A 21,504-nucleotide genomic window follows, 5' to 3' on the forward strand; every position below is an offset into this window, starting at 1 on the left:
TCGGGAGGACGGGTGTGCGATCGGACTTAGCCGACGAGTCCGGCCGATCTCTCAATCTTGATTACTCATTCGCGTCCTTGGGGCTCGTTGGAGCTGCCTCCGCTTGCGAGCCGGACGCCGCTTCCAGCCGCGGCAGCCAGAGGGTATTGGCGGTGTTGATAGCCTTAACCACCGCTTTGGATGAGATGGTCGCGCCGGTGATGGCATCGATCTGGTTGGGGGCAGCCTTCTTGCCCTTCTTCACCGCCACGATCTCGGGGTCGACGGACAGGTTAGCGAAGTTGGCGACGAACGCTGCGTCCTTGTAGATCTTGTCCCCCAGACCGGGGGTCTCGCGGCTCTCCAGCACCTCCATGCCCACCACCTTGCGCCCCTCGGCGAGATAGCCGTACAGCAGGCGGATGGTGTCCGCAAAGCCAGGACCGGCCGCCGGGATGGCGTAGCCAACTAGGCGCCCGTCGGCCGCGTGGCCGCCAAGGATGACATCCTCGCCCTTGCCCTCCCGCTCGACGACGATCAGCCGCTCGTCGCGTTGGACCATCCGGCTCACGCTGACGGCGCCCGGGAGAACTTTGAATACCGACTGCTCGAGCGTCAGATCCCGGTGCGCGGTGATGGAGGCCAGGGTGGACTCGAAGGCCGTGACGATGATCAAACCAGACATGAAGCCGGCGAAGGCGAGGGTGGCGACCAGCCGGAGGGAGCTTGGCTCGTCCGCTTTGGGGATGGGCTGGGGGGTGTCCATCATTTCGCCTCGATGCCCTTGCCGAAGACCCGCGGCTGGGTGTAACGGTCGATCAGGGGGGTGACCGCGTTCATAAGCAGGATGGCGTACATCACCCCCTCCGGAAAGCCGCCGAAGACCCGGATCAGCACCACCAGCAGTCCGATCCCGGCGGCGAAGATCCATGCCCCGCGCGGGGTGAGTGGAGATGTCACCGGATCGGTGGCCATGTAGAAGGCGCCGATGAGCAATCCGCCGGAAAACACCGAGAACAGGGGCCCTGGGTAGCGTGCCGCGTCCACCAGGGACAGGATGCCCGAGAAAAGGGTTACCACGATCAGGATACCGGCCGGAATGCGCCAGTCGATATTCCGCCGCAACAACAGGTAGACCCCGCCCGCTAACAACAACAGCCCGCTGGTCTCGCCCAGGCAGCCAGCGGTATTGCCGAGCATCAGGTCTAGGAGGGGGGTGGGTTGGTGCTCGAACTTCATGAGTCCCAGGGGCGTGGCGGCGCTGATCGCATCGTAATGGGCCTGCATGAAGGGCAGGGTCAGGTTGGAGGAATAGACGTGGAAGAATCCTGCACCGGTCGTTGGGTCGCTCCAGGTGGTCATGGCGTTGGGAAAGGTACCGCCTAGGAAGGCGCGCCCCACCAGGGCCGGGTTGAACAGGTTGTACCCCAGTCCGCCCCAAATCAACTTGCCCAGGCCAATGGATACGGCGCCCCCAATGAAGGCGATCCACAAAGGCAGGGCAGGCGGCAGGGTCAGGCCCAGTAGCAGGCCAGTGAGGAGGCCGCTGCCGTCCAGCAGCCGCCCCGTGCGCTGCTGCACTGGCGAAAAGGTCCACTCGGTGAGCACGGCACCGGCAATACTGGCCAGCAAAACCAGGACCGCCCCCAGCCCGAAAAACCAGATGCCCGCCAGGGTCGCCGGTAGCAGGGCGTAGATCACATCCTGCATGGCCTGGACGGTGGTCATCTGCTGCCTGAGCAGGGGGGCGGCCTGCAGCCGCAGCCGGGGATCCTTCTGTTTCATGCAGTCTTTCTCGTGGGTTGCCGTAGTTGGGACTTCGCGGTGCGGATGAGTTGGACGATGGGAATGCCCGAAGGACAGGAATAGGTGCAGGATCCGCATTCGATGCAGTCCATTACCGCATACTGCTTCATCTCGCCGAACATCCGCGCCTTGGCGAGCCGAGCCAGCCGCGATGGGTTAAGGAAGGCCGGACAGGCTTCGACGCATCGGCCGCAACGGATGCAGGGGTATTCCTTTGGACGGACTGATTCCTCCCGGGTGAAGGCCAACAGGCCCGAGGTTCCCTTCAGCACGGGTACATCCAGGCTGGATACCGTGGTGCCCATCATGGGACCGCCCACGACGACTTCGACGGTGTCGTCCCGCAGCCCACCACAAAAGCGCAGTACCTCACGCACCGGCGTGCCCAAGGGGACAATCAGGTTTGAAGGCTTCGCAACTCCTCTACCGGAGACGGTCACAACGCGCTCAATTAGTGGCACGCCCGAATCGAGCCAGTCGGCGATCGCCACCACGGTCCCCACATTGTTCACGACGATGCCGATATCCCGCGGCAGTTCTCCAGACCGGACCTCCTGGTCGTAGATCGCCTTGATCAGCATCTTCTCCGCTCCCTGGGGATATTTCACGCGCAAGGGCACCACCCGGACCGGGCCGGCGGGGTCGATGCGTCGTTGCAGGACGGAGATGGCATCTGGTTTATTCAGTTCCACACCGATGGTCGCGGCCTTGGCGCCAAGGACGTGCAGCAGGATCTCGATGCCGCGCAACAGGGCATCGGGACGCTCCACCATGAGCCGGTGGTCGTTGGTTAGGAAGGGCTCGCATTCGGCGCCATTGACCAGGACATTGTCGATATGCTGACCGTCCGGAAGGGAGTATTTCACATGGGCCGGAAAGGCGGCGCCACCCATCCCGACGATGCCTGCCTTCTGTACCTCGGCGATGAAATCCGTGATCGATAGGGCCTTCCATGCAAGTGGTGGGCGGGGGGTCAGTCTTTGGGTGGCATAGGGATCGGTTTCGATTTCGATGGAACGGGCGAAAAGGCCACCGGGATGGCGCCGGCTCGCGATCGCCCGGACCCAGCCGGTAACCGGGCTATGCAGGCTGGTGGAGACAAAGGCGCCAGGCTCCGCGATGAGCTGGCCACGCACCACCCTCTCACCCACCTCTACCACGGGTTTGGATGGCGCCCCAAGATGCTGGCCAAGGGGCAGCACGTAGCGGCCCACGAAGGGCATCCGCTGGATCGGCACTCCCTCCGTGCGCTCCTTGTGTTCTTCCGGATGAACGCCATGACGGAAGCCGCGCCTAAGCAAGGTGTACAGGGCATCCATTTCTAATGCAGCGCCCCGGACGACAACTCGCCTTCGACGCCACCCCCTCCATATCCCGCCAACACCATCAGGCGGTCGCGAATATCCTTGCGGGTCTTCTCCCGCATCTCCTCCTGGAGATTGCGGATGCGCCCTTCGTATTCGTCACGCAGCGCCCGTAGCTCCACCTCGTGGGCTGCAGCGACCCCATCCCGAACTTCCCGCTCGATGCGCGAGGTGAAGGGGGTCACGACGCCGGCCAGTTCCTGAAGGGTGCGCCAAGCCTGTTGGCACCTCTCGCTTGCGCGAACCAGCGGCGCAGCGACCGCGTAGCGGGTCGATTCCCCATCCTGCCGCGCGAGCGACACGAAGGGCGTCCTGCCTCCCCGTGCCGAATCTTCAAGCATGAGATACTCGGCCAGTGGCATCGGGTACGACGCATCCTCGGGGAGCGGCATAAAACAGCTTGCAAAACGGCCCTCCGTCAAGGCCCAATCAGCTGGGGTGGGGGCATGGCCCAGTGCCTCGCCAGCCCAGATGGCGGAGGGCTCCGGGTTGCCTTCCAGGCTGAGGCGGGAGCCGAATACGCCCTCGCCGAGTGGATCGTAGCGGAAAAGCGGGAAAACCCGCGCCTCCAGGGCGCGGTGGGCCTGTTCAACGGTCAATTGTGGCGCAAAGCCGTGGCGTTCCGGACTGGGCGCATGGACGTGGAGTAGCGCGGGGCCGGCAAAGGCCCAGGCCGCATCCAGGCTGTGCCCGAGATGCGCGGGGGCGCCGATCGAGCTTTGCGCGATACAGGCGCCGCGCTGGGCCAACGCCAGCAGGGCCAGGTTGATCGCCGGGTCCGCGACGGCGACCAAGGGTGCTTCCACCGCGGCCCGAGTGGACAGCCCCAGGTCCAATTCGGCGAAGAGCATCATCTTGAGCGGAAGATCGGTGCCCAGTAGCCAAGCTACCTGGGCCAGCCCTCGGCCCGCGAGGATGGCCGCACTGCCGACCAGGAGCAGGGAAGGACAGAGCGCCCGCTCCTCGGTGGTCAGATCGCGCCAACTCAGCCCGTCCAGGCTCGACCATTGACGCACTGCGTCGGCGGGGCTTTCCAACTCAAGGCTGGCCTTGCGCATCAGAATGAAGCCCTCGGTCGCCTGCCGTAACTGACCTTCCAGCAGCCCCGCGGCGAGTTGAGCACCGTCACCGGTCAGATCGAGGGTTACCGGATCGCGGAACGGATTGTAGGGAAATATCCCGGCCCAGCCCGACGGCGCATCGGAGCAAAGCACCAGTCCCAGGTGGGCGCGCCCGTAGCCTTGCCGCCCCTCGGACAGGCGCCAAGCCAGATCGCCCAGTTGCTGCGCCAATACCACCAGCCGGCGCATCCGTGGGGCGTCGATACCGCTGTCGACCGCGTTCTCCGCGTCCCTGATGAAGGCGCTGAGTTCCGCCTGGCGCGTATCGACCCTGTCCAGGCCCCGCGCCAGGGCGTCCAGATCATCCGCGGGCAAAGCGGCGGCCAGTATCCGTCGGATCAGCCCGGTGACCTTCTCCCGGGTGGCACGAACCTCCGCGATAAAACGATCTACCAGGGGCCGCTGCCGGGTCTCGACGGCAGCCAAGGCCAGGCGCAGCGCGAGCCGTTCCCCGGAGCCCGGCTCGGCACCATCGCCGCCCGCCATGGATTGGGCACTGCGGCGAGACAGCAGGCCCGCCGCTAGCGCCCCCACCTCTGGCCTGGTAGCCACCCGTTCCAGGGTGGTGGTGCGAGTGTCGGGTAACAGCTCCCAGGCCCTCCATAGCCGGTGGGCATGCTCAAGCGTCCGCGGGGTCTGTTCGGCAAGGCTCAGTGCCCCCGGAACGCAGGAGAAGACACAAATTCCACAACCCTTGCAGGTGTCCGGGTTGAACGCGAGGAACAGCAATTCACCGCTACCCTTTGCCGCGCCCTCGGGCAGGAAAAAGAAAGGCTCGGTGATCGCAGCTGGCAGACAGCCAAACCTCTCGACTACCTTGTCGAGTCCCGCTTGCATGGTCTGCAGACGCTCGGCCGCCAGGGAGGCCTTTGCTTGCAACCAGCCGAAGGACTCCGTCAGCAGATCACCGGCGTTCGCGACGGCTCCCTGTTCGCTGCACCGGGTGCTCATTCGGGCCGCCAGTTTTGAAATCATGGGCCGCAGGGCATCCGCGCCGACGCCAGCGATGGCGGCCTCGAGCAGCGGGCCAGGGGCTAAGGCCGCGGGCCCGATCGCGGCATCCGGACAACGACTCCAACAGGCCCCGCAACCCGTGCAAGCCGCCGGATCGAGGACGGGCAGCCGATCCCGCGTCGGGCTCAGGTCCCGAAATGCCGCGGACAGCGGAGGCACCGCCCCGAGCGCAAGGTAGGGATCCGCGGCCAGCTCCGCGGTCCCCCCGGTGCGGTAGAGGACACCAACCTGGTCCCAGAAGCGGGGCAGGCTGTCGTAGGCACCGTCCATGTTGCCGAGCCGGCGGACTACCAGCGGCACATCGTCCACCGCCGGGGCGGCGAGGAGATCCCCCGCCACGGACGTCCCCGTGTCGAGCTTGCGGACCCCTTCCAGGCCGGCGCTGAAGGCCCCGAGCCTCGTCTCCCGCGGCCCCTCCGGGACACCCCTGAGTACCTCCTCGCGCAGGGACAGGATGCGGCGGGGCTTGACCTCCATCAGACCGAGATCCAGCAGTGCCCCACACAGGGCGCCGAGGAGATATTCGTTGCGCTGTGCCGACTCCCCGCCATCGGAAGCGCCGGCGAAGGCGGGCACGCCATACAGCAGCGCACCCCTTCCGCGCAGGGCCTCGGTCAAGTGCGAGGGTGGCCCCGCGGCTGACTCCTCCAGCAGAAGGGCTCCGCCTGACGCCAGATCGGCACAGGGATCCATGAGGTGGTTTGCCGTATCCCCTTCGACGAAGGAGAGATCGATGGCAACCCGGTCGCCAGGATCCCGCAGTTCGCGGGCGGCGATGGTGAAACGGTCGACGCAATAGTCGCCCCAGGGCGCGGTGAACAGGGCCGGCCGGCTGCGCAGATGTCCGCCGACGACCTGACGCAGGAAGGCGGCGGCCTCCGCGGCCAGCCCCTCGCCGCCCGCTCCCGACAGCCGGTGAATGGCGAGCGTGAAGGCACCCGCGGGCCGCAGGTCGGGTGGGTCACCGCAGCCCACCAGCCCCAGATCGGCGATATCCGGATAACTGCGGCGCAACTGGTCAAGCAATACCTGGCGTTTAGGGTAGGCGCTAGCAGGCGGCGCGAAGGTCAGTCCCAGATAGATGGCGGTACGCCGAATGCTTTTGGCTTGGGTACAGAGATCCACCAAGTCCCCGGCATGCAACGGCAGACCACCTAAGCCATAAACCACCGAGAGCAGGTGGGGAACTTCCGCCTCGCGGAAGGCCGGATAACCGGGGTGGCTGGCGGGCGCGAAACGACCCTTCTCCAGGGCACGCCCGAGGGCGGCGCGCAACTCCCGCAGTAAGGGGGGCTCGCCAGCCAAGGGGGTATCCAGACGTTCCAGTACGCAGACCCGGCGTCCCCTGCCCAGATGGGTCAGGATTTGGGCGTCTGGGAACGGCCGCAGGGAGCGTACCCCCAGTACCCCGACCCGGATCTTATGGGCCGAGCGGACCTGGTCGGCCGCCGCCTCGGCAGTCTCGATCGCTGCCCCCTGGGCCACTAGCACCAGCGTGGCATCTTCCATCCGATAGGCGGAGACACATGGATGGGCACGCCCCGTCTGCTTGGCAAAGTGGCTGAGGGATTCGTCCAACGCGGCGGCCAGGTGTGCATCGAAATAGGCACGACCCGCGGCCTTGCCGAGGCCCCAGATGGCGGCGGATTGCAGCGCGCCCTGCAGGACCGGTCGGTCCAGGTCATGGCGGCGGGGCACGCGGCGGCGTTCCTCGCCGAACAACAGGGCTTGGGGGGGGGTGGGGGGGGGAATGAGGTCACTCGGGGCGCCGAGGTATTCCGCCACCAACCCCCGGGGCGGCAGCCGTACGTCCTGCATCGCGAGCGCCGTCTGCTCGCTGTCCATGGCCACGAGGCCTGGGATCAGGGTCTGTTCCGCCACCCGGCGGGCAATCAGGGTGAAGTCCACTGCCTCCTGGACATTGGCCGCGAATAGCAGAAAACAGCCGCTGTCCGCCGTCTGGTGATAGGCCTCGTGGCCACTGCCTACCGGGGCGCCCGATCCGCCTTGGGCGCGGCCACTCAGGTGCACCACCAGGGGCAGACGCTGCCCGGCGGCACTGGCCAGGAGATCCAGTGCACCCCCTAGGTCTGGTCCCGACAGGAAGGCCGTGGCCCGGGTCCCGGCCATCGACAGGCCGAGGGCGGCCGCCAGCCCCCCTCTGGGGCCCTCGGCCACACAGCCGGCAAGGGCCTTTCCCATCAGATTCGTGCCGAGTCGCCGTTGCTCGGCGCGCCAGGCCAGTACCGCGGTATCCGCCGGGAAGGATGCGCCCAGGCCGGCGGCCTCGCCGAGGATCGTCTCGGTGACGGCGACGGCAGTGTTGCCGTCCAGGGCCGTCGCCTCCCCGGCATAAGGACCCTCGATCCGGGACGGGGCGCCCAGGACTCGGCTCAACAATCTCAATGCCGAATTAGCGAAGCTGGGCATATCGGGTCTCGCTGTGAACGTTGGTCGTTTCGCCATCGGCGAACTGGGCCCCTTCCAACCATTGAATGGCTCCGGTGGGGCAGCGATAGGTCGCTTCCAGCCTTGCCGGGCCGCCAGCCGAGTAATCGACAATCGGCAGGTTATCGGCCATAAGCACCAGGCCGGGGGCCGCATCGGCCGCGCACCGACCACAGGCATCGCAGGCTGCGGTACACAGCGCCAGCGCCGCATCGCCACTCAGCGGCGCGCTGCATTGGACGAACAGTTTGTGCTTGAGGGGAACCAACTCGAACAGGTTCCGCGGGCAGGCCTCCACACAATCGCCGCAGGCTGTGCACTTGTCGATCGCCACCACCGGCAGTCCGTTGCGGTTCATCTGGATCGCTTCGAAGGTGCAAGCCGTACGACAGTCCCCCAGCCCGAGGCAACCCCAGGAACAGCCTTTCCCACCCCCGGAGACGACGGAGGCGGCGCGACAGCTCTCGAATCCCCAATATTCGGCGATCTGATAAGCCTGTCCTTTGCCTCCCGCGCAGTGCAGCCGCGCCACCAGACGTTCGTGCTGGCCCGGGTCCACATTCAACAGTTCCGCCACCGCCTCCACCGCCTCCGCGTTGGAGACGGTGCATTGACTGGGCTGTACGGCACCCAACACGAGTTGCTCGGCAAAGGCGTGACAACCGGCCTGGCCGCAGGCCCCGCAATTGGAGCCGGGCAGCAGCCCTTCGGTCTGCTCGATGCGCGGGTCTTCCTTAACGCGCAGAAAGCGGTAGGCGATCGTCAGAATGATGGCGAAGACCAGACCGATCCCGGTCATGATCGCCGGTGCTATGATGAATCCGCTCATCGATTGAAGGGTGCGGCTCGCTCGATCAACTCGACCAGTCCCGACTCGTTGGGATTCCAGGGCTGGCCGGGATGGATGCATTTTGCCGGACAAAGCTCCGCCGCCTTCACGAGTTGGGCGTAAGTGGCCTTGTTGACGTCCCCGAGCCGGGCCTGTTTATCCTCGTTGTATAAGAATAAGAGTGGGTTCACCTTCATGCAGTCGTTGCAACTGGTGCATAGGGGGGTATCGATCCAGGGCTCGTCGAAGGAGAGGGTCTCTTCCTGAGCAACCGTTGCCTGGGGCTGCGCCGGTGCTACCGCCATTGGCGCGGCGGCGGGCTCGCCCCCTGGCCTTAGGGCCGGGGCCGGCGGAACGAAACCGCCAGGTACTCCCGAGGTAAAGTCCATGCCAAGTATGACATTGGAGAGCCGTTCCATGGCCTCGCGGGCGGCCGTGTCGCGCACCCACTCCACTTCCGCCTTGTGTTCGACCTGGACCCGCTCGCGCTCTTGCTCCGCCAGCAGGTGCTCCTCGTTGCGGGTCCGCTCCACCGCGATGTCCACATAGTGGTTGCGCACGCCCGCCAGCTCCTGCAGGGTATGCCAAAAATTGAGCCGGTCCAGGCAGGCCAGCGCCAGTTCCCGGGAGACCAGCAGCCGGTGCAGTTGGGCGTTGCCGTCGACCGCCAAGATATAGGGCATGCGCTGGTAAGCGTCGTCCGGCTTCATGGCCAGGTAGTCCTGCATGGGCACCAGGGCATCGGACTCGCACCCAGGCGGGACGATGCGAAAATGATGACTCAGGCGTTCGATCAGCAGGGCGTAATCCGCGAAGGTGAAGGCCAACTCCTGGTCCACGCGGTTGCCGTTCTCGTCCATGTAATGGAACGGTTGGATGGGCCAGTCCAGTTCCGGTTGGGGGTTGCCGGCGAAATTCATGCGCGCCGCCGCGAAGTCCCCAGCCTCCGGATTCACGTGAAAGAAGGGGTGGGCGCGGCCCTCGAGGGCCGCGCCGGCCACCAGCCAGGCATTCAACGGGATTTTCCTGGAGGGGGGGCGCAGACCCGTGTTGATCAGGTGCAGGCTGGTGCGGGTGGCATCTAGGCCCGACAGGAAACCCTCCATTAGGTGCTCGTGGCGGGCGGGCGAGGATTGGGTAACCACCGCCTGGCGGTGGGCTATGCCCAGATAGCCGAGCTCGATGCGGTAGCGGTCGAAAGGGTTTTCCTCGGGACGGGTGCCCGGATTGTTGCTGGGTTGCACCCGGATCAGGATTTGCACCGGTCGCCCGGAGCTCAGCAGCCGGGAGAAGGCGTGCAGACCATCGCCCGCCAGCCAGTCCGCGGACCCCACCGCGATCACCGAGGGCACCAGCAGCAACTCGTCCTGGGAGAAGCCCTCCCAGTTGAACTTGGCGAACCAGGGGTCGTGGATGGCGGGATCGTAGATGCCGTTGATTTCCAGTTGGGCGATGCGCACGGCGGAAAACGCCTCCGCCAGCCGCCCGGCCTGCTCGTCGAACAGCCGGGTGGCACGCTCGCAGGGGTCGACGTCCGCGAGGTCGACCAGGGAGGGGTCCCCCTTCACCCATTCGGAGGCGAGACTGCCGTCATGGACGAAGCGCACCAGCACCGGGTCATCCCTCCAGCGCTCCAGCACCGCCAGGGCCTGCTGGATGCGCGCCCGGCGCTCGGAGGGCATCTGATGGGTGCCGCGCACATGGTCCATGACCTCGGACAGGGCGGCGGCGTCAAACAGGGCCGCGCCGGGTCCCACGCTGTCCCGCGCCCGGGCGGGCTCGATGGACTCGTCCGATTTGGTCCACTCCACCTCGAGCAATTCTTTGAGGCCGCGGATGCAATTGCCGATCAGGGCGTGGAAGCGCGCCCGGCGCGGGATCACCCGGCTGTGGATGGCATGTACCAGCAGGTGCAACGCGGGGTAACGCCCGTAGGCCAGGAGCATGGCCCCTGCCGGGGCCTGCGTGACCAGTCCTTGCAGATCTCCGGCCAGGCGTTCGCGCGCGGCCTGGTCGAGGTTCAGGTGCCCTTGCAGGGCCTCGCCGGCCTCGGCCAGCCGGGCGGCGGCCGCCACCGGTCCCTCGGTTGGGGCCAGGGCCTGCCGCAGGTAGTGTTCCAACCAGGGCAGGTGGTCCTTGAGGATCCGGGCCTTGTCCTCCCCCGGCGCGGCGGCGGCCACCGTCTGTTGGAGCCACTCGGACAGGGGCCCGGCCAGGTGGATTGCCTTCCGGTGGCTGTCCTGCCTATCTGGCGGATACAGGAAGAGGGGATATTCGTAGCGCAGCCGGGAGGTGTCGCGGAAGGGGTCGAGCAGGGCCGGCAGGAAGTCGTCGCCCGCCGGCTCCAGCTCCGCCTTGGCCCCGGGATCCCCCAAGTGAAAATGGCGCAGCGTGAACTCCAGCTTGCGGGTGGTCTTGACGTCCTTCACCGCGCCGGGAAGGACCGGAAGCGACGGCGCCGCTCCGCCCGATCGCTGCTGGGTCCTGCGTACGCCGCCGGCTTGCTTTGCAGTCGTCATGCTTTCAAAGCCCCTTTGGTCAATAGATCGTTGGCTCAAATGGTGAAGTCATCCAATGCCGAATCGAGACCGGCCAGCTTCCGCGCCGGGGTCATATCCCCGCCACGGCTGGACAGGTCTTCGTAGCAGGGGGCGTCGGGGTTGTGATAGAGCAGCCCCACCGGAATATGCGACTGGTCCTGGGCGATATCGCGGGCGCCGGCGAGGTCCGCGGGATCATGTTCGCGATGGTTGGGAAATTGGCGCGCCACGCCCTTGTCGATCGGGATGCCGCGCTCATGGTTGAGCAGGAGGACGCGCGTGGGGTCCGCCAGCATCTCCTTGCCGTGGGCATCCGCGAACACCGGGCAGCGCTGGATGATGCGCACGAAGCCGAGTCCGCGGTGGCGATGGGCGGCCTTGAGCACCTCGTAGAGCAGCGGCGGGCTCCAGTCCACGACCTGGGCGACGAAGGAAACGTTGCTGATGCCGAGGGTGATGGTCAAGGGGTTCAAGGGGCCGAGGATGGCCCCAAGGGGGTGGGTGTTGGTCTTCATCCCCATTGGGGTGGTGGGCGAGGACTGGGCCTTGGTCAGGCCGTAGATGGAGTTGTCGAACACCATCACCGTCATGTCCATGTTGTAACGGATGGCATGGATCCAGTGGGCGGTGCCGATGGAGAAGCAGTCGCCGTCGCCGGTGGAGACCCACACATCCAGCTCCGGTCGGCGGGACTTGATGCCGCAGGCCACCGGCAGCGCGCGTCCATGAAGGCTGTGGAAGCCGAAGGTGCCCATGTAGTGGGGCAGCCGGCTGGAGCAGCCGATACCGGACACCGCCACCGTCAGCTCCGGGACCACCTGTTCGTCGCGCAGGAGCTTGTGCACCGCGGCGAGGATGCCGTGGTCGCCGCAGCCGGGACACCAGCGCGCCTCCCCGCCCGCGTAATCACCAATGGTGAAATAGCGCTCGAAGACCTCGTGCGACCAGTCCGCCTTGAGTCCAAACATCAGTTGTTCCCCTCCAATGCCGCGAGGTGCTTCAGCAGAATCCGGTAAATCATTCCGGGCTGCAGCGGGTGCCCGTAGACCGCCGACCAGCAGTCCACGTCGATCAGGGTTTGGGCGCGCAGCAGCCAGGCGAGTTGAGCGTAGCGCCGCGTTTCCCGGGTGATGAGCGGCGCCTGCGGGTCGTCGCTGTAATTGATCTCCACCGTCAGGACCTTGCGGAAGCGGAGAAAGATCTCTTTCAGCCCCGGCTCCATGGGGGAGAGAAAACGCAAATGGAGGGAGGAGACCTTATGGCCATCCGCCCGCGCCCGGTCTATCGCCTCCTCGATGGCACCCAAGGTGGAGCCCCAGCCTACCACCAGCAGATCGCCCTCGGCGTCGCCGTGGACGATCGGCGGCTTCAGGGTGCCGGCCAGGGCCGCTAGTTTGCGGCTGCGCATCTCGCAGCCGCGCTGGTTGGAGTCCGAGTCGTAGGCGACCTTGCTCTGCTTGGTGTGGGCCAGACCGGTCAGCACGTACTCGCCGCCCCGCATGCCGGGGATCGGGCGCGAGGAGAGCCCAGTTACATCGTCCCAGGCATAGGGCGGGACGCTCTCGTCCCACTCGGATTGATCGATGGGAGGTGCCAGCCACTCGACGCAGGGCTCGGGCCGCGGATAGGGTTGCACGCCGGTGGCAAGGTTGGCGTCGGTCAGCAGCACCACCGGGGTACGGAAGGTCTCCGCCAGTCGCCGCGCCATGATCACGAAGTGGAGGCATTCCTCGATAGTGGCTGCGGCTATCACCACCTTGGGCGCATCCCCTGGTTCGCCATACAGGGCGGCCAGGAGATCTCCCTGCTCGACCTTGGTGGGTAGACCGGTCGAGGGACCGCCGCGCTGCACCAACACCAGCACCAAGGGGATCTCCGCCATCACCGCCAGGGCCAGGTACTCGGTCTTCAGTGCTAGCCCGGGACCGGAGGTGATGGTACAGGCGGTCTTGCCGGCATAGGATGCGCCCAGGGCAAAGCCGATGGCGGCGATCTCGTCCTCCGCCTGGTGCACAAAGCCCCCTACCTTGTGGAAAAACTCCGCCAGGTAATGGGAGGCGGAGGTGGCGGGGGTGATGGGATACATGGCGACTAGTTCCATGCCCGCGGCCATGACACCCAGGCCGATGGCCTGGTTGCCATTGGTGACGATGTATCTGCCACCGTGCCCGGGTCGGGGTGGAATCGTGTGGCAGATGTCGATCCGTTCCCGGGCAAATGCCGAGCCGGCGTCGAACAATCGTTGGTTGAGGCCGATAACCTTGTCGCCCTTACGGCGGAAGGTGTTGGCGATCTCGGCCCGAGCCATATCCAGGTCGCGGCTGAAGATGTGGCAAAGCATGCCCAAGACGAACATGTTCTTGCCGCGTTGCGGATTGGACGTGACTTCCAAACAGGCTCGCTCGATGGGCAGTTCATGGACGACCAGACCGTTGGCGCGGAACTCCGCCACCGCCTTGGCATACTGCGCCCGGATCCCCTCCACCGGGTCCTCCCGCCACTTGTCCTCCAGCAACACGATCGCACCCTGCTTGTAGGCGCCACTGGCGATGCGCGAATAGAGCACCTGCTCATTGAAGGCAACCACCAAGTCGGCCTCGTCGCCCATGTTGGTGACGTATTTCGAGGCCAGACGGATGCGGATACCGCTCGCGCCGGCCGGTGAGCGGGCAGGCGGTTGGATCTCCGCCGGGATGATCTCCACGGTCCAGACCCCATTGCCCATACGGGCACTGATGATACCGAAGGTCTGGCCGGCCTTCTGCGCCCCCTCGCCCGAGTCGCTGACAATCTCGACGATATACTCGTTGATGGTCTGCGCCAGTGGGTAGCTTTTCGCTTCCTTCATTTTGTCGCCCATAATCTGCCCTCAATATGAACCGACGAGCGCGGTTACCCTGTGCATGGAATACGGCCTCGTCTGTCAGTAAACCCGCTAGCCAAGGCCGCCACCTATACCTTGGTCCCATCATCCAGGTCTTACGCCGAACTGCATGGCCCCGCCGCCGCCATCGCGCTGTGATGACCTTTCGTCAGGGCCCGCCGAGCAAGCCGTTAATCATTTGCGCAGGTTGCCAAGCACCTCGTCCAGCATTTTCTTCGCATCGCCGAATAGCATCCGGTTGTTTTCCTTATAGAACAGCGGATTGTCCACGCCGGCATAACCCGATGCCATGGAGCGTTTCATGACGATGGAGGTCTTGGCCTTCCATACCTCAAGTACCGGCATCCCGGCGATCGGGCTGTTGGGGTCCTCCTGGGCGGACGGATTGACGATGTCGTTGGCGCCGATCACGATAGAGACGTCCGTCCGCGGGAAGTCCTGGTTGAGATCGTCCATCTCCATGACGATGTCATAAGGCACCTTGGCCTCGGCCAAAAGCACGTTCATGTGACCGGGCATGCGACCGGCTACCGGATGGATGCCGAAGCGGACGTTCACCCCTTTCTCGCGCAGGAGCTTGGTGATCTCGTAGACGGTGTGCTGGGCCTGGGCTACCGCCATGCCATAACCGGGTACGATAATGATATTGCGGGCGTTGCGCAGCAGCTCGGCGGTCTCCTCCACACCAATGGGATTGACCTCGCCTTGGGGCGCCGCACCTGCCGCCGGGGTCGCACTCCCGCCGGTGCCGAAGCCGCCGGCGATCACCGCGATGAAGTTGCGGTTCATCGCCCGGCACATGATGTAGCTCAGAATGGCACCGGAGGAGCCCACCAGCGCGCCGATGACGATCAAGAGGTCGTTGGAGAGCATGAAGCCGGTGGCCGCGGCCGCCCATCCCGAATAGCTGTTGAGCATGGACACTACCACGGGCATGTCGGCACCGCCAATGGCCATCACCATGTGGACGCCGAACAACAGGGCGAGCACCGACATGATGGCCAGCGGGACCAGCCCCGCCTGGGCGTTTTCGGCGCCGAGGAACACCCTGCCGGCGATCAGGACGGCGACCAGCAGACTCAAGTTGAGCCAATGACGGGCCGGCAACAGCATCGGCTTACCCCCGATCTTGCCCGAAAGCTTACCGAAGGCGATCACCGAGCCGGAGAAGGTCACGGCGCCGATCAGGATGCCGAGAAAGATTTCGACCTCGTGGATGGTCTTTTCCGCGCCGGTGAAATGGGCAGAGGGGTCAATATAGTTGGCGAAACCCACCGTGCAGGCGGCCACGCCAACCAGGCTGTGCATCAAAGCGACCAACTCGGGCATTTGGGTCATCTTGACCCGAATGGCAGCGTATACCCCCACCGCACCGCCGATGGCCATGCCCGCCAGAATAACGGCGAAATTGGATACCCCGGTAACGCGGGGACCGGCCAGGGTGGCAAGGACCGCGATGGCCATGCCGATCATGCCGAACAGGTTGCCCCGCCGCGAGGTCTCTGGGTTGCTCAATCCCCCCAAGCTGAGGATGAACAGGATGGCGGCGCCAATGTAGGCGGTGGTCATCAAACCTTCGTTCATGAGTCGGTGTTCCCTTATTTCCTGAACATGCGCAACATACGCTGAGTAACCCAGAAGCCGCCGAACATGTTGACGGCGGTCAACACGATGGCCAATCCCGCCAAGAGGGTGATAAGTGTTCCTGGGGAGCCGATCTGAATAAGGGCACCGATCACGATGATGCTGGAGATGGCGTTGGTCACGCTCATTAGCGGAGTGTGCAGCGCCGGCGTGACGTTCCAGACCACCATGTAGCCGATGAAGCAGGCCAGCACGAATATCATGAAGTGGCCCAGGAAGGCCGCCGGGGCGTTGGCACCGAGAAAGCCGAAGACGATCGCCAACAGGGCCCCGGTGATCAGGGTGGACTTGACGGAGACAGGGCTACCGGCCCCGTGGCCGCCCGCCTTGGGGGCCGGGGTGGAGGGCGGGGCGGTGGTCGCCATCTGCTGTCGGGGCGGTGGGGCAGCGGAGAGCTTGGGCGGCGGGGGCGGCCAAGTGATCGCGCCGTCCTTGATCACGGTTGTCCCCCGGATCACCTCGTCGTCCATGTTGACGTTGATCGTCCCATCCTTGGCGGGGCAGAGTTCCTCCAACAGGCGCACCAGGTTGGTGGAGTAGAGCTGGCTCGATTGGCGGGCCAGGCGGCTGGGCAGGTCGGCATAGCCGATGATGGTCACCCCGTGGCGTACCACCACTTGGTGGGGCACGGTTAGCTCGCAGTTGCCCCCCTGCTCGGCCGCCAGGTCCACGATCACCGAGCCGGGTTTCATGCTCTCCACCATCCCGGCCGTGATGAGCTTGGGGGCGGGCTTGCCGGGGATCAAGGCGGTGGTGACGATGATGTCGACCTCCATGGCCTGGCGGGCGGTCATCTCCTTCTGGGCTTTCTGGTAGTCCTCGCTCATGACCTTGGCGTAACCGCCCACGCCAGAGCCGTCCTCCCGAGAGTCGACGGTGACGAATTCGGCGCCCAAGCTTCTGACTTGGTCGGCCACCTCGGGGCGGGTGTCGAAGGCCCGTACGATAGCCCCCAGGGCGTTGGCCGCGCCAATGGCGGACAGGCCCGCCACGCCCGCGCCGATCACGAACACCTTGGCCGGTGGCACCTTGCCGGCGGCGGTCACCTGACCGGTGAAAAAGCGGCCGAAGTGGTGAGCCGCCTCGATCACTGCCCGGTAACCAGCAATATTGGCCATTGAGGAGAGGGCATCAAGCTTCTGGGCGCGGGAGATGCGGGGCACCGAGTCCATCGCCAGGACCGTCCCCTTGGTGGCGGCCAGATCTTGCATCAGCTCCGGATTCTGGGCGGGCCAGATGAAGGAGATGAGGGTCTTGCCGGCTACGAGCAACGCGACTTCGCTGCACCCCAGGGTCGGGTGAGGCATGGGCGCGCGCACCTTAAGGAGGATGTCCGCGGCCTTCCATACCTCCCGCGGGCCGGCCGCCACCTCGGCCCCGGCCTCCCGATAGACGTCGTCGCCAATGTTAGCCTCCATGCCGGCGTCGCTCTCCACCACGACCGAAAAACCGAGTTTGATCAACTGCGCCACCGATTCCGGGGTGGCGGCTACCCGTCGTTCTCCTGGATAGACCTCTCTGGGGATGCCGATCTGCATTCTGTTTACTCTTGGCTAAAGATGTACCGAAATGATGCGTTGTCGTCTTGTAGGAATCGGGCTGGCGTGCGACGAAAGGGCGCCTTGGTGGAGGTGGCCGGCGCGGTCGGGGCTCATGACCAACCGCGGGGCCACGACTCGGCTGCCAAACCCCGAGGTTATCGCCGCGCCTAGCCTACGTAACGACACGCGCTGGCTGCCGTGCGCGTATCCATGTTGCGACCCCGGTTGATATGGTCCTCGATCTCGGCGGCGGAGCCGCCGATGCGCCCGAAGAGGAACACGGTGAAGGCGGCCGATTCCAGCATGGAATCGCTGACCTGACCCGCCATGAAGGGCTCCCATAGCTTTCTCAGCAGGATGACGGCAATCACCGCATCCACGTTAACGCAGTAGACATTGCTACTCACCCCCACCCTGCACAGGGCCTCGACGAGCTCATGGTAGAACTCGAGAAAGATGTTATAGGCCCCCCGTTTCTTGATGAGGTCGCGTACATAGACCTCCCGCGGGTCGAAGTTGATGTCCTTGCCGGCGAACACCGGATGGTTGACACAGGGGATCTTGGCGTAGGAAAGATTGCCTTCGGCCTTCGCCTCGGTCTTATAAGCCAGATAGTCCCGCGCGTATTTCGCGGCCATTCCGGCCAAGTCCAACCCGTGGTCGACACTGCCGGGGTTTTTCAGACCCACGTCGCGGAACTGGTTGATGAGGAAGGCCATGGCCTCAAAGCCGTTACCACCATGCGCATAGCCAGTGTGGGTGAGGAATCCCACGTACGCCTTGTTGATCTGTACCCGACCCGGTACCTCGGGGCCATCGGCGCTCACTGCCCCCTTGGGTCCCTGAGCGGAAATGGTGCCAGGGCCGTTGGTGGCGACCAGACCGATGAGGATCGAAAAGGTAAATAGGGCGCCCTCGTCCGGGCGATTACCGATCAGGCCCAGGTGGGCGCTCTCGGCGAAGCTCCATTGGTCCATGAGCTCCCGGTTGTCCACGCCACAGAAAGTGGTTGATTGCTGTCTCTCGCCGGACACCGCCGAACCGACCAGGCAGCTAAAGATCCGCAGGTGCCAGGGTAGGTTAAGTAGGGTCGTGACCGACAGCCGTTTGCTCATCAGGGGAATCCACGCCAGGTGGCAGGCAATCGCCGCCAGCACTACCTGTCCGCGGACGGATTTACCGGTGCGCTCGGCAAGGGCCTCGAGAAAGCTGATGAAGACCGACTTGGCCGAACGGGCGCGCACGGCGGCCAACATGCCGCTGCCCCGCTCGGAGGGCTCCTCCGAGAGGAGAATGCTCGCGATCTCGCTGATTTCGAGAGTCTGTTCCAGTTGCGGCCCGAAGTCGAAGGAAACATCTTCGGGGTCGAATTGGCGCGCCTTGCGAAATAGATCCAACAGAGTCTGCGCCGCCTGGCGGGAGTGGGCGACGTTATGGGGACCCAAGATCGAGATGGCCGCCGCCAATACGGTGTTGGGGCTGTTGCCCCCGGCTCGGGCCGCGTCCGCGGCCGCTAGCATGGGGGTGCCGTGCTGGTTGATGAAGGCGTTGAGGGCCACATTGGCCAGCGCGCAACCGGTCGCGTCCGGGTACTCCCGCAGCAGCGCCAGCATGAGGTTGCTCTCGAAGGACTTGGTCGCCATCTCCAGCACGCTCACGCCGTGCAGGCGGCTGACCTGGGTCTCGGGATCCATCTGGGAGGCGCCCGAGGCGTCCTTCATGGTCTGGCGCGGGAACACAGCGCCGACCTGTTCGGCCAGGCGGGCGATCTGCCGGTTGTAGGGTGCAATAGCCGCCACCACCGGCAGGTCCAGCTTCTCGGGCAGATCGAACTTGTTGTCGCTGGCAAACCAGCACTTGAGGGACAGGTCGCCTCTGGGCGCGAAGTCGGGCTCGATCCCATGCAGGCGCATAACGGCCGTCATGGCCTCCGGGATGTAGCCGATGTTGGTGACCACGGCCCCTTTTTCGGTGTAGACGGGGTGCTCGGGCGTATAGACGTGGGATACGCCCAGCTTCTCCATGAACCAGCGTTCCTTTTCGGCCGCATTGTCGCCGCTGCCGGCGATGGCGCCGGCATGCCCGCAGGCGCGAGTTAGCTTGTCCTTCCAGCGGCCGACGATGCAGGCGATGACCGGCTTTTGAAACTCCAGGGTCCGTTCATAGTAACCGCCTGGCTCGATGTACATCACGGCGGCCTGACTGCGCGGGTCGTGGTGGAAGGCGTTGACGAACTCCCGGGCGGCGAAGTGGATGTAGACATCCTTTCCCGATGACAGCGAGACGGTGGTACCCCAGCCGGCGCTCAGCAAATAGGTGGCGATAGTGGTGGTGAAGTTGCCGGAGTTGGAATAGAGGGCGACGGTACCGGCGACTAAAGATTCCTCGGGGGCATCGCCGCCTAGGGCGCCGCCGATGCGCACATGGTGATGGGCGTCCGCGATCCCCAGGCAGTTGGCGCCGAACACATCGACGCCCTGCTGTTGGCAGTATTGGCGGATGACCCGCGAGTCCGCCAGCGGCACCTTTTCGGTGAGAATCACGATCTTATTGATCTCCGGATTCACCCGGACCGCCTCGATCACGGCGTCCTTGACCCCGGCGGGGGGCATGTAGACCACGGCTACGTTGAAGTGGTGGCCGGCCTGCAGGGCCTCGGCCACGTTGTTGTAGACGGGGATGTCGCCGATCTGGGTCTTCAGCGTGGTCCCGCTGCGCCCGGGCATGGTGCCGCAGACGATGTTGCCGCCAGAGTAGACGTGGCTGACCGGCGTCACCTTCTGGCTCTCACTGCCCAGGATGTTGAGGACACAGACTCGGTCCTCCGCGACGGCGATCTGCTCCAAGGAATCGATGCCGACGTAAAATTGCTTGAACGCCGCGACCCCGTGGGGGTGTACCTGGTATCGGGCGGCATCTTCTGTCTTATTCATGTCGTTGTTCTCCTCGTCTCTAACGGATACCCATGGAGCGGGCAATGGCCGCCTTGCCACCCCCATGCTCCATCCAGTCGTCAATGGACTTGGCGTAGTCGACCACGGAGCTCATGGAAGAGTCATAGCCGAACATACGGTAGGGGACCTTGAGGGCGTCCAGGGTATCCTTGAGCGTGCTCAGACCACGAACTAGATTGGGGCCCCCACGGCCCACCACTACGAACAGGGGTTTGGGCCCGTGGGTATTGAAATAGTCGTGCAACGCATCTGCCATGCCGCGGAAGGTCTCGAAGATGTCGGTGTTATTCGCCTTGCCGCCGATGATGAACAAGACGTTGCTCTGGGAGAGCCAGTAGCGGTAGACGATACGGCTGATGTCAAACATCTTTTGGTACGGCGGGTTGCCGCCGAAGTCCGAGGAGATGGTGGCAGTGTCTCCCAGCATCTCGGTGACCAGGGCATTGGCTCCACCGCCGAAGGTCATGGCGGTGATGGTGCCCAGATCGTTGATGATAAACACGTCGGACTGACCCTGGTAGGTGCGCAACTGGTTGACCTCGCTCTCGAAGTCCGACAGCTCGGTGCTGAACAGACCGGCCGGGAGGCCCAAGCGCTGCCAGGCGGGGTCGTCGCCATCCAGCGCGCATTTGAAATCGCAGGCCATAGGAACGAGCCGCCCCTTGTCGTCCGGCATCATCCGCACCGGGTTCAGTTCCAGGGTGGACATGCCATAGTCGTTGAATAGGTCCCAGAGCTTGGGAATGTTCTGCACCAAGGGGCTGATGATCTCGTTGGGCGCTTTCAACTCGTTGAGGATATTGGAGACTACGAAGCCCTTGAGGCCGGTAAGGGGATCGAAGGGGACGCTGGCGATCAGATTGGCCGGTAAATCCTCGATGTCCATGCCGCCGTGATGGGTGAGGGTCAGGGTTGGTGCCCGGAAGCGGGTGTTGTCGGTAATCGAGATATAGACCTCGTGCTTAGCAGGGACCGCACCCTCGAAGGTAACGCCTTCGGACTTGGCGGAGGTATTGCCGTGTTGATGGCGGACGAAATACAGTCGCTCGCGTTCGGCCAAGGCGGTGGCGAGATCCTTGGCCTGGCCAATCAGTCCTGCCTTGCCCTTCTTACCCACCCCACCCTTGAATATCGGCTTGATCAGTATCCGGTTCCAGCGTTTGATCAACCCGCGGATCTCTTCGTCCGTGGCTTGGGGACCCAATATCTCAGCCGTTGGAAAATCGACGAATTTCAGGAGCTTCGCTCCCCATAACATGCCCGTGATCTGCATCGTCTGCTCCTCGTCTTCTTGTTGTCATGGTGCCCTGGATCGCCCCAGGGGCGCCAAGGGCCGGGGAGCGCGCGCAGGTTGTCCCGGAAAAAATACGGCAAAACCAC

General features: G+C 64.7%; 12 protein-coding genes. All 12 read right to left on the reverse strand.

What is annotated here, in order from left to right; genetic code table 11:
* Nucleotides 1-61: 61 nt before the first annotated feature.
* Nucleotides 62-748 carry an FMN-binding protein gene (locus IPN92_09640; protein MBK8638522.1) on the reverse strand — a complete coding sequence of 229 codons (687 nt, stop codon included), beginning with the start codon at nt 746-748 and terminating at the stop codon, nt 62-64.
* Nucleotides 745-1,764 (reverse strand): RnfABCDGE type electron transport complex subunit D, encoded by a 1,020-nt coding sequence (locus IPN92_09645; GenBank protein ID MBK8638523.1) that lies wholly within the window; start codon nt 1,762-1,764, stop codon nt 745-747. Before IPN92_09645 ends, IPN92_09640 begins: the two co-directional genes overlap by 4 nt.
* The gene (gene rsxC, locus IPN92_09650) at nt 1,761-3,104 is read right to left on the reverse strand and encodes an electron transport complex subunit RsxC (GenBank protein ID MBK8638524.1); all 1,344 of its coding nucleotides are present in this window, start codon (nt 3,102-3,104) and stop codon (nt 1,761-1,763) included. Before rsxC ends, IPN92_09645 begins: the two co-directional genes overlap by 4 nt.
* A gap of 2 nt (nt 3,105-3,106) precedes the next feature.
* On the reverse strand, nt 3,107-7,681 hold the full coding sequence (locus IPN92_09655) for a 4Fe-4S binding protein (protein ID MBK8638525.1): 4,575 nt from the start codon (nt 7,679-7,681) through the stop codon (nt 3,107-3,109).
* Nucleotides 7,682-7,697: 16 nt separating this feature from the next.
* Nucleotides 7,698-8,531, reverse strand: a complete 834-nt coding sequence (locus tag IPN92_09660; protein ID MBK8638526.1) for a 4Fe-4S binding protein — start codon at nt 8,529-8,531, stop codon at nt 7,698-7,700.
* Nucleotides 8,532-8,557: 26 nt separating this feature from the next.
* Entirely contained in the window at nt 8,558-11,080 is a 2,523-nt protein-coding gene (locus IPN92_09665) for a ferredoxin (GenBank protein ID MBK8638527.1), read from the reverse strand.
* A gap of 35 nt (nt 11,081-11,115) precedes the next feature.
* Nucleotides 11,116-12,069, reverse strand: coding sequence for a 2-oxoglutarate oxidoreductase (locus IPN92_09670; GenBank protein MBK8638528.1), 954 nt, complete (start codon nt 12,067-12,069; stop codon nt 11,116-11,118).
* Entirely contained in the window at nt 12,069-13,949 is a 1,881-nt protein-coding gene (locus tag IPN92_09675; GenBank protein ID MBK8638529.1) for a 2-oxoacid:acceptor oxidoreductase subunit alpha, read from the reverse strand. Before IPN92_09675 ends, IPN92_09670 begins: the two co-directional genes overlap by 1 nt.
* A 210-nt stretch (nt 13,950-14,159) precedes the next feature.
* Nucleotides 14,160-15,569, reverse strand: a complete 1,410-nt coding sequence (gene pntB, locus IPN92_09680; protein MBK8638530.1) for a Re/Si-specific NAD(P)(+) transhydrogenase subunit beta — start codon at nt 15,567-15,569, stop codon at nt 14,160-14,162.
* 14 nt (nt 15,570-15,583) lie between these two features.
* Entirely contained in the window at nt 15,584-17,167 is a 1,584-nt protein-coding gene (locus tag IPN92_09685) for a Re/Si-specific NAD(P)(+) transhydrogenase subunit alpha (GenBank protein MBK8638531.1), read from the reverse strand.
* Nucleotides 17,168-17,337: 170 nt separating this feature from the next.
* Nucleotides 17,338-20,103 (reverse strand): CoA-binding protein, encoded by a 2,766-nt coding sequence (locus IPN92_09690; protein ID MBK8638532.1) that lies wholly within the window; start codon nt 20,101-20,103, stop codon nt 17,338-17,340.
* A 19-nt stretch (nt 20,104-20,122) separates the two neighbouring features.
* Nucleotides 20,123-21,397, reverse strand: a complete 1,275-nt coding sequence (locus tag IPN92_09695; GenBank protein MBK8638533.1) for a carboxylate--amine ligase — start codon at nt 21,395-21,397, stop codon at nt 20,123-20,125.
* Nucleotides 21,398-21,504 lie beyond the last annotated feature (107 nt).

This window comes from Chromatiaceae bacterium (assembly GCA_016714645.1).
GTDB lineage: Bacteria > Pseudomonadota > Gammaproteobacteria > Chromatiales > Chromatiaceae > M0108.

Bases quoted from the DNA above. Each gene is read 5' to 3' on its own strand.
- IPN92_09685 (MBK8638531.1), bottom strand. From the start codon at position 17,167: ATGCAGATCGGCATCCCCAGAGAGGTCTATCCAGGAGAACGACGGGTA.
- IPN92_09665 (MBK8638527.1), bottom strand. From the start codon at position 11,080: ATGACGACTGCAAAGCAAGCCGGCGGCGTACGCAGGACCCAGCAGCGA.
- IPN92_09645 (MBK8638523.1), bottom strand. From the start codon at position 1,764: ATGAAACAGAAGGATCCCCGGCTGCGGCTGCAGGCCGCCCCCCTGCTC.
- IPN92_09695 (MBK8638533.1), bottom strand. From the start codon at position 21,397: ATGCAGATCACGGGCATGTTATGGGGAGCGAAGCTCCTGAAATTCGTC.
- IPN92_09660 (MBK8638526.1), bottom strand. From the start codon at position 8,531: ATGACCGGGATCGGTCTGGTCTTCGCCATCATTCTGACGATCGCCTAC.
- IPN92_09690 (MBK8638532.1), bottom strand. From the start codon at position 20,103: ATGAATAAGACAGAAGATGCCGCCCGATACCAGGTACACCCCCACGGG.
- IPN92_09675 (MBK8638529.1), bottom strand. From the start codon at position 13,949: ATGAAGGAAGCGAAAAGCTACCCACTGGCGCAGACCATCAACGAGTAT.
- IPN92_09670 (MBK8638528.1), bottom strand. From the start codon at position 12,069: ATGTTTGGACTCAAGGCGGACTGGTCGCACGAGGTCTTCGAGCGCTAT.
- IPN92_09640 (MBK8638522.1), bottom strand. From the start codon at position 748: ATGATGGACACCCCCCAGCCCATCCCCAAAGCGGACGAGCCAAGCTCC.
- pntB (MBK8638530.1), bottom strand. From the start codon at position 15,569: ATGAACGAAGGTTTGATGACCACCGCCTACATTGGCGCCGCCATCCTG.
- rsxC (MBK8638524.1), bottom strand. From the start codon at position 3,104: ATGGATGCCCTGTACACCTTGCTTAGGCGCGGCTTCCGTCATGGCGTT.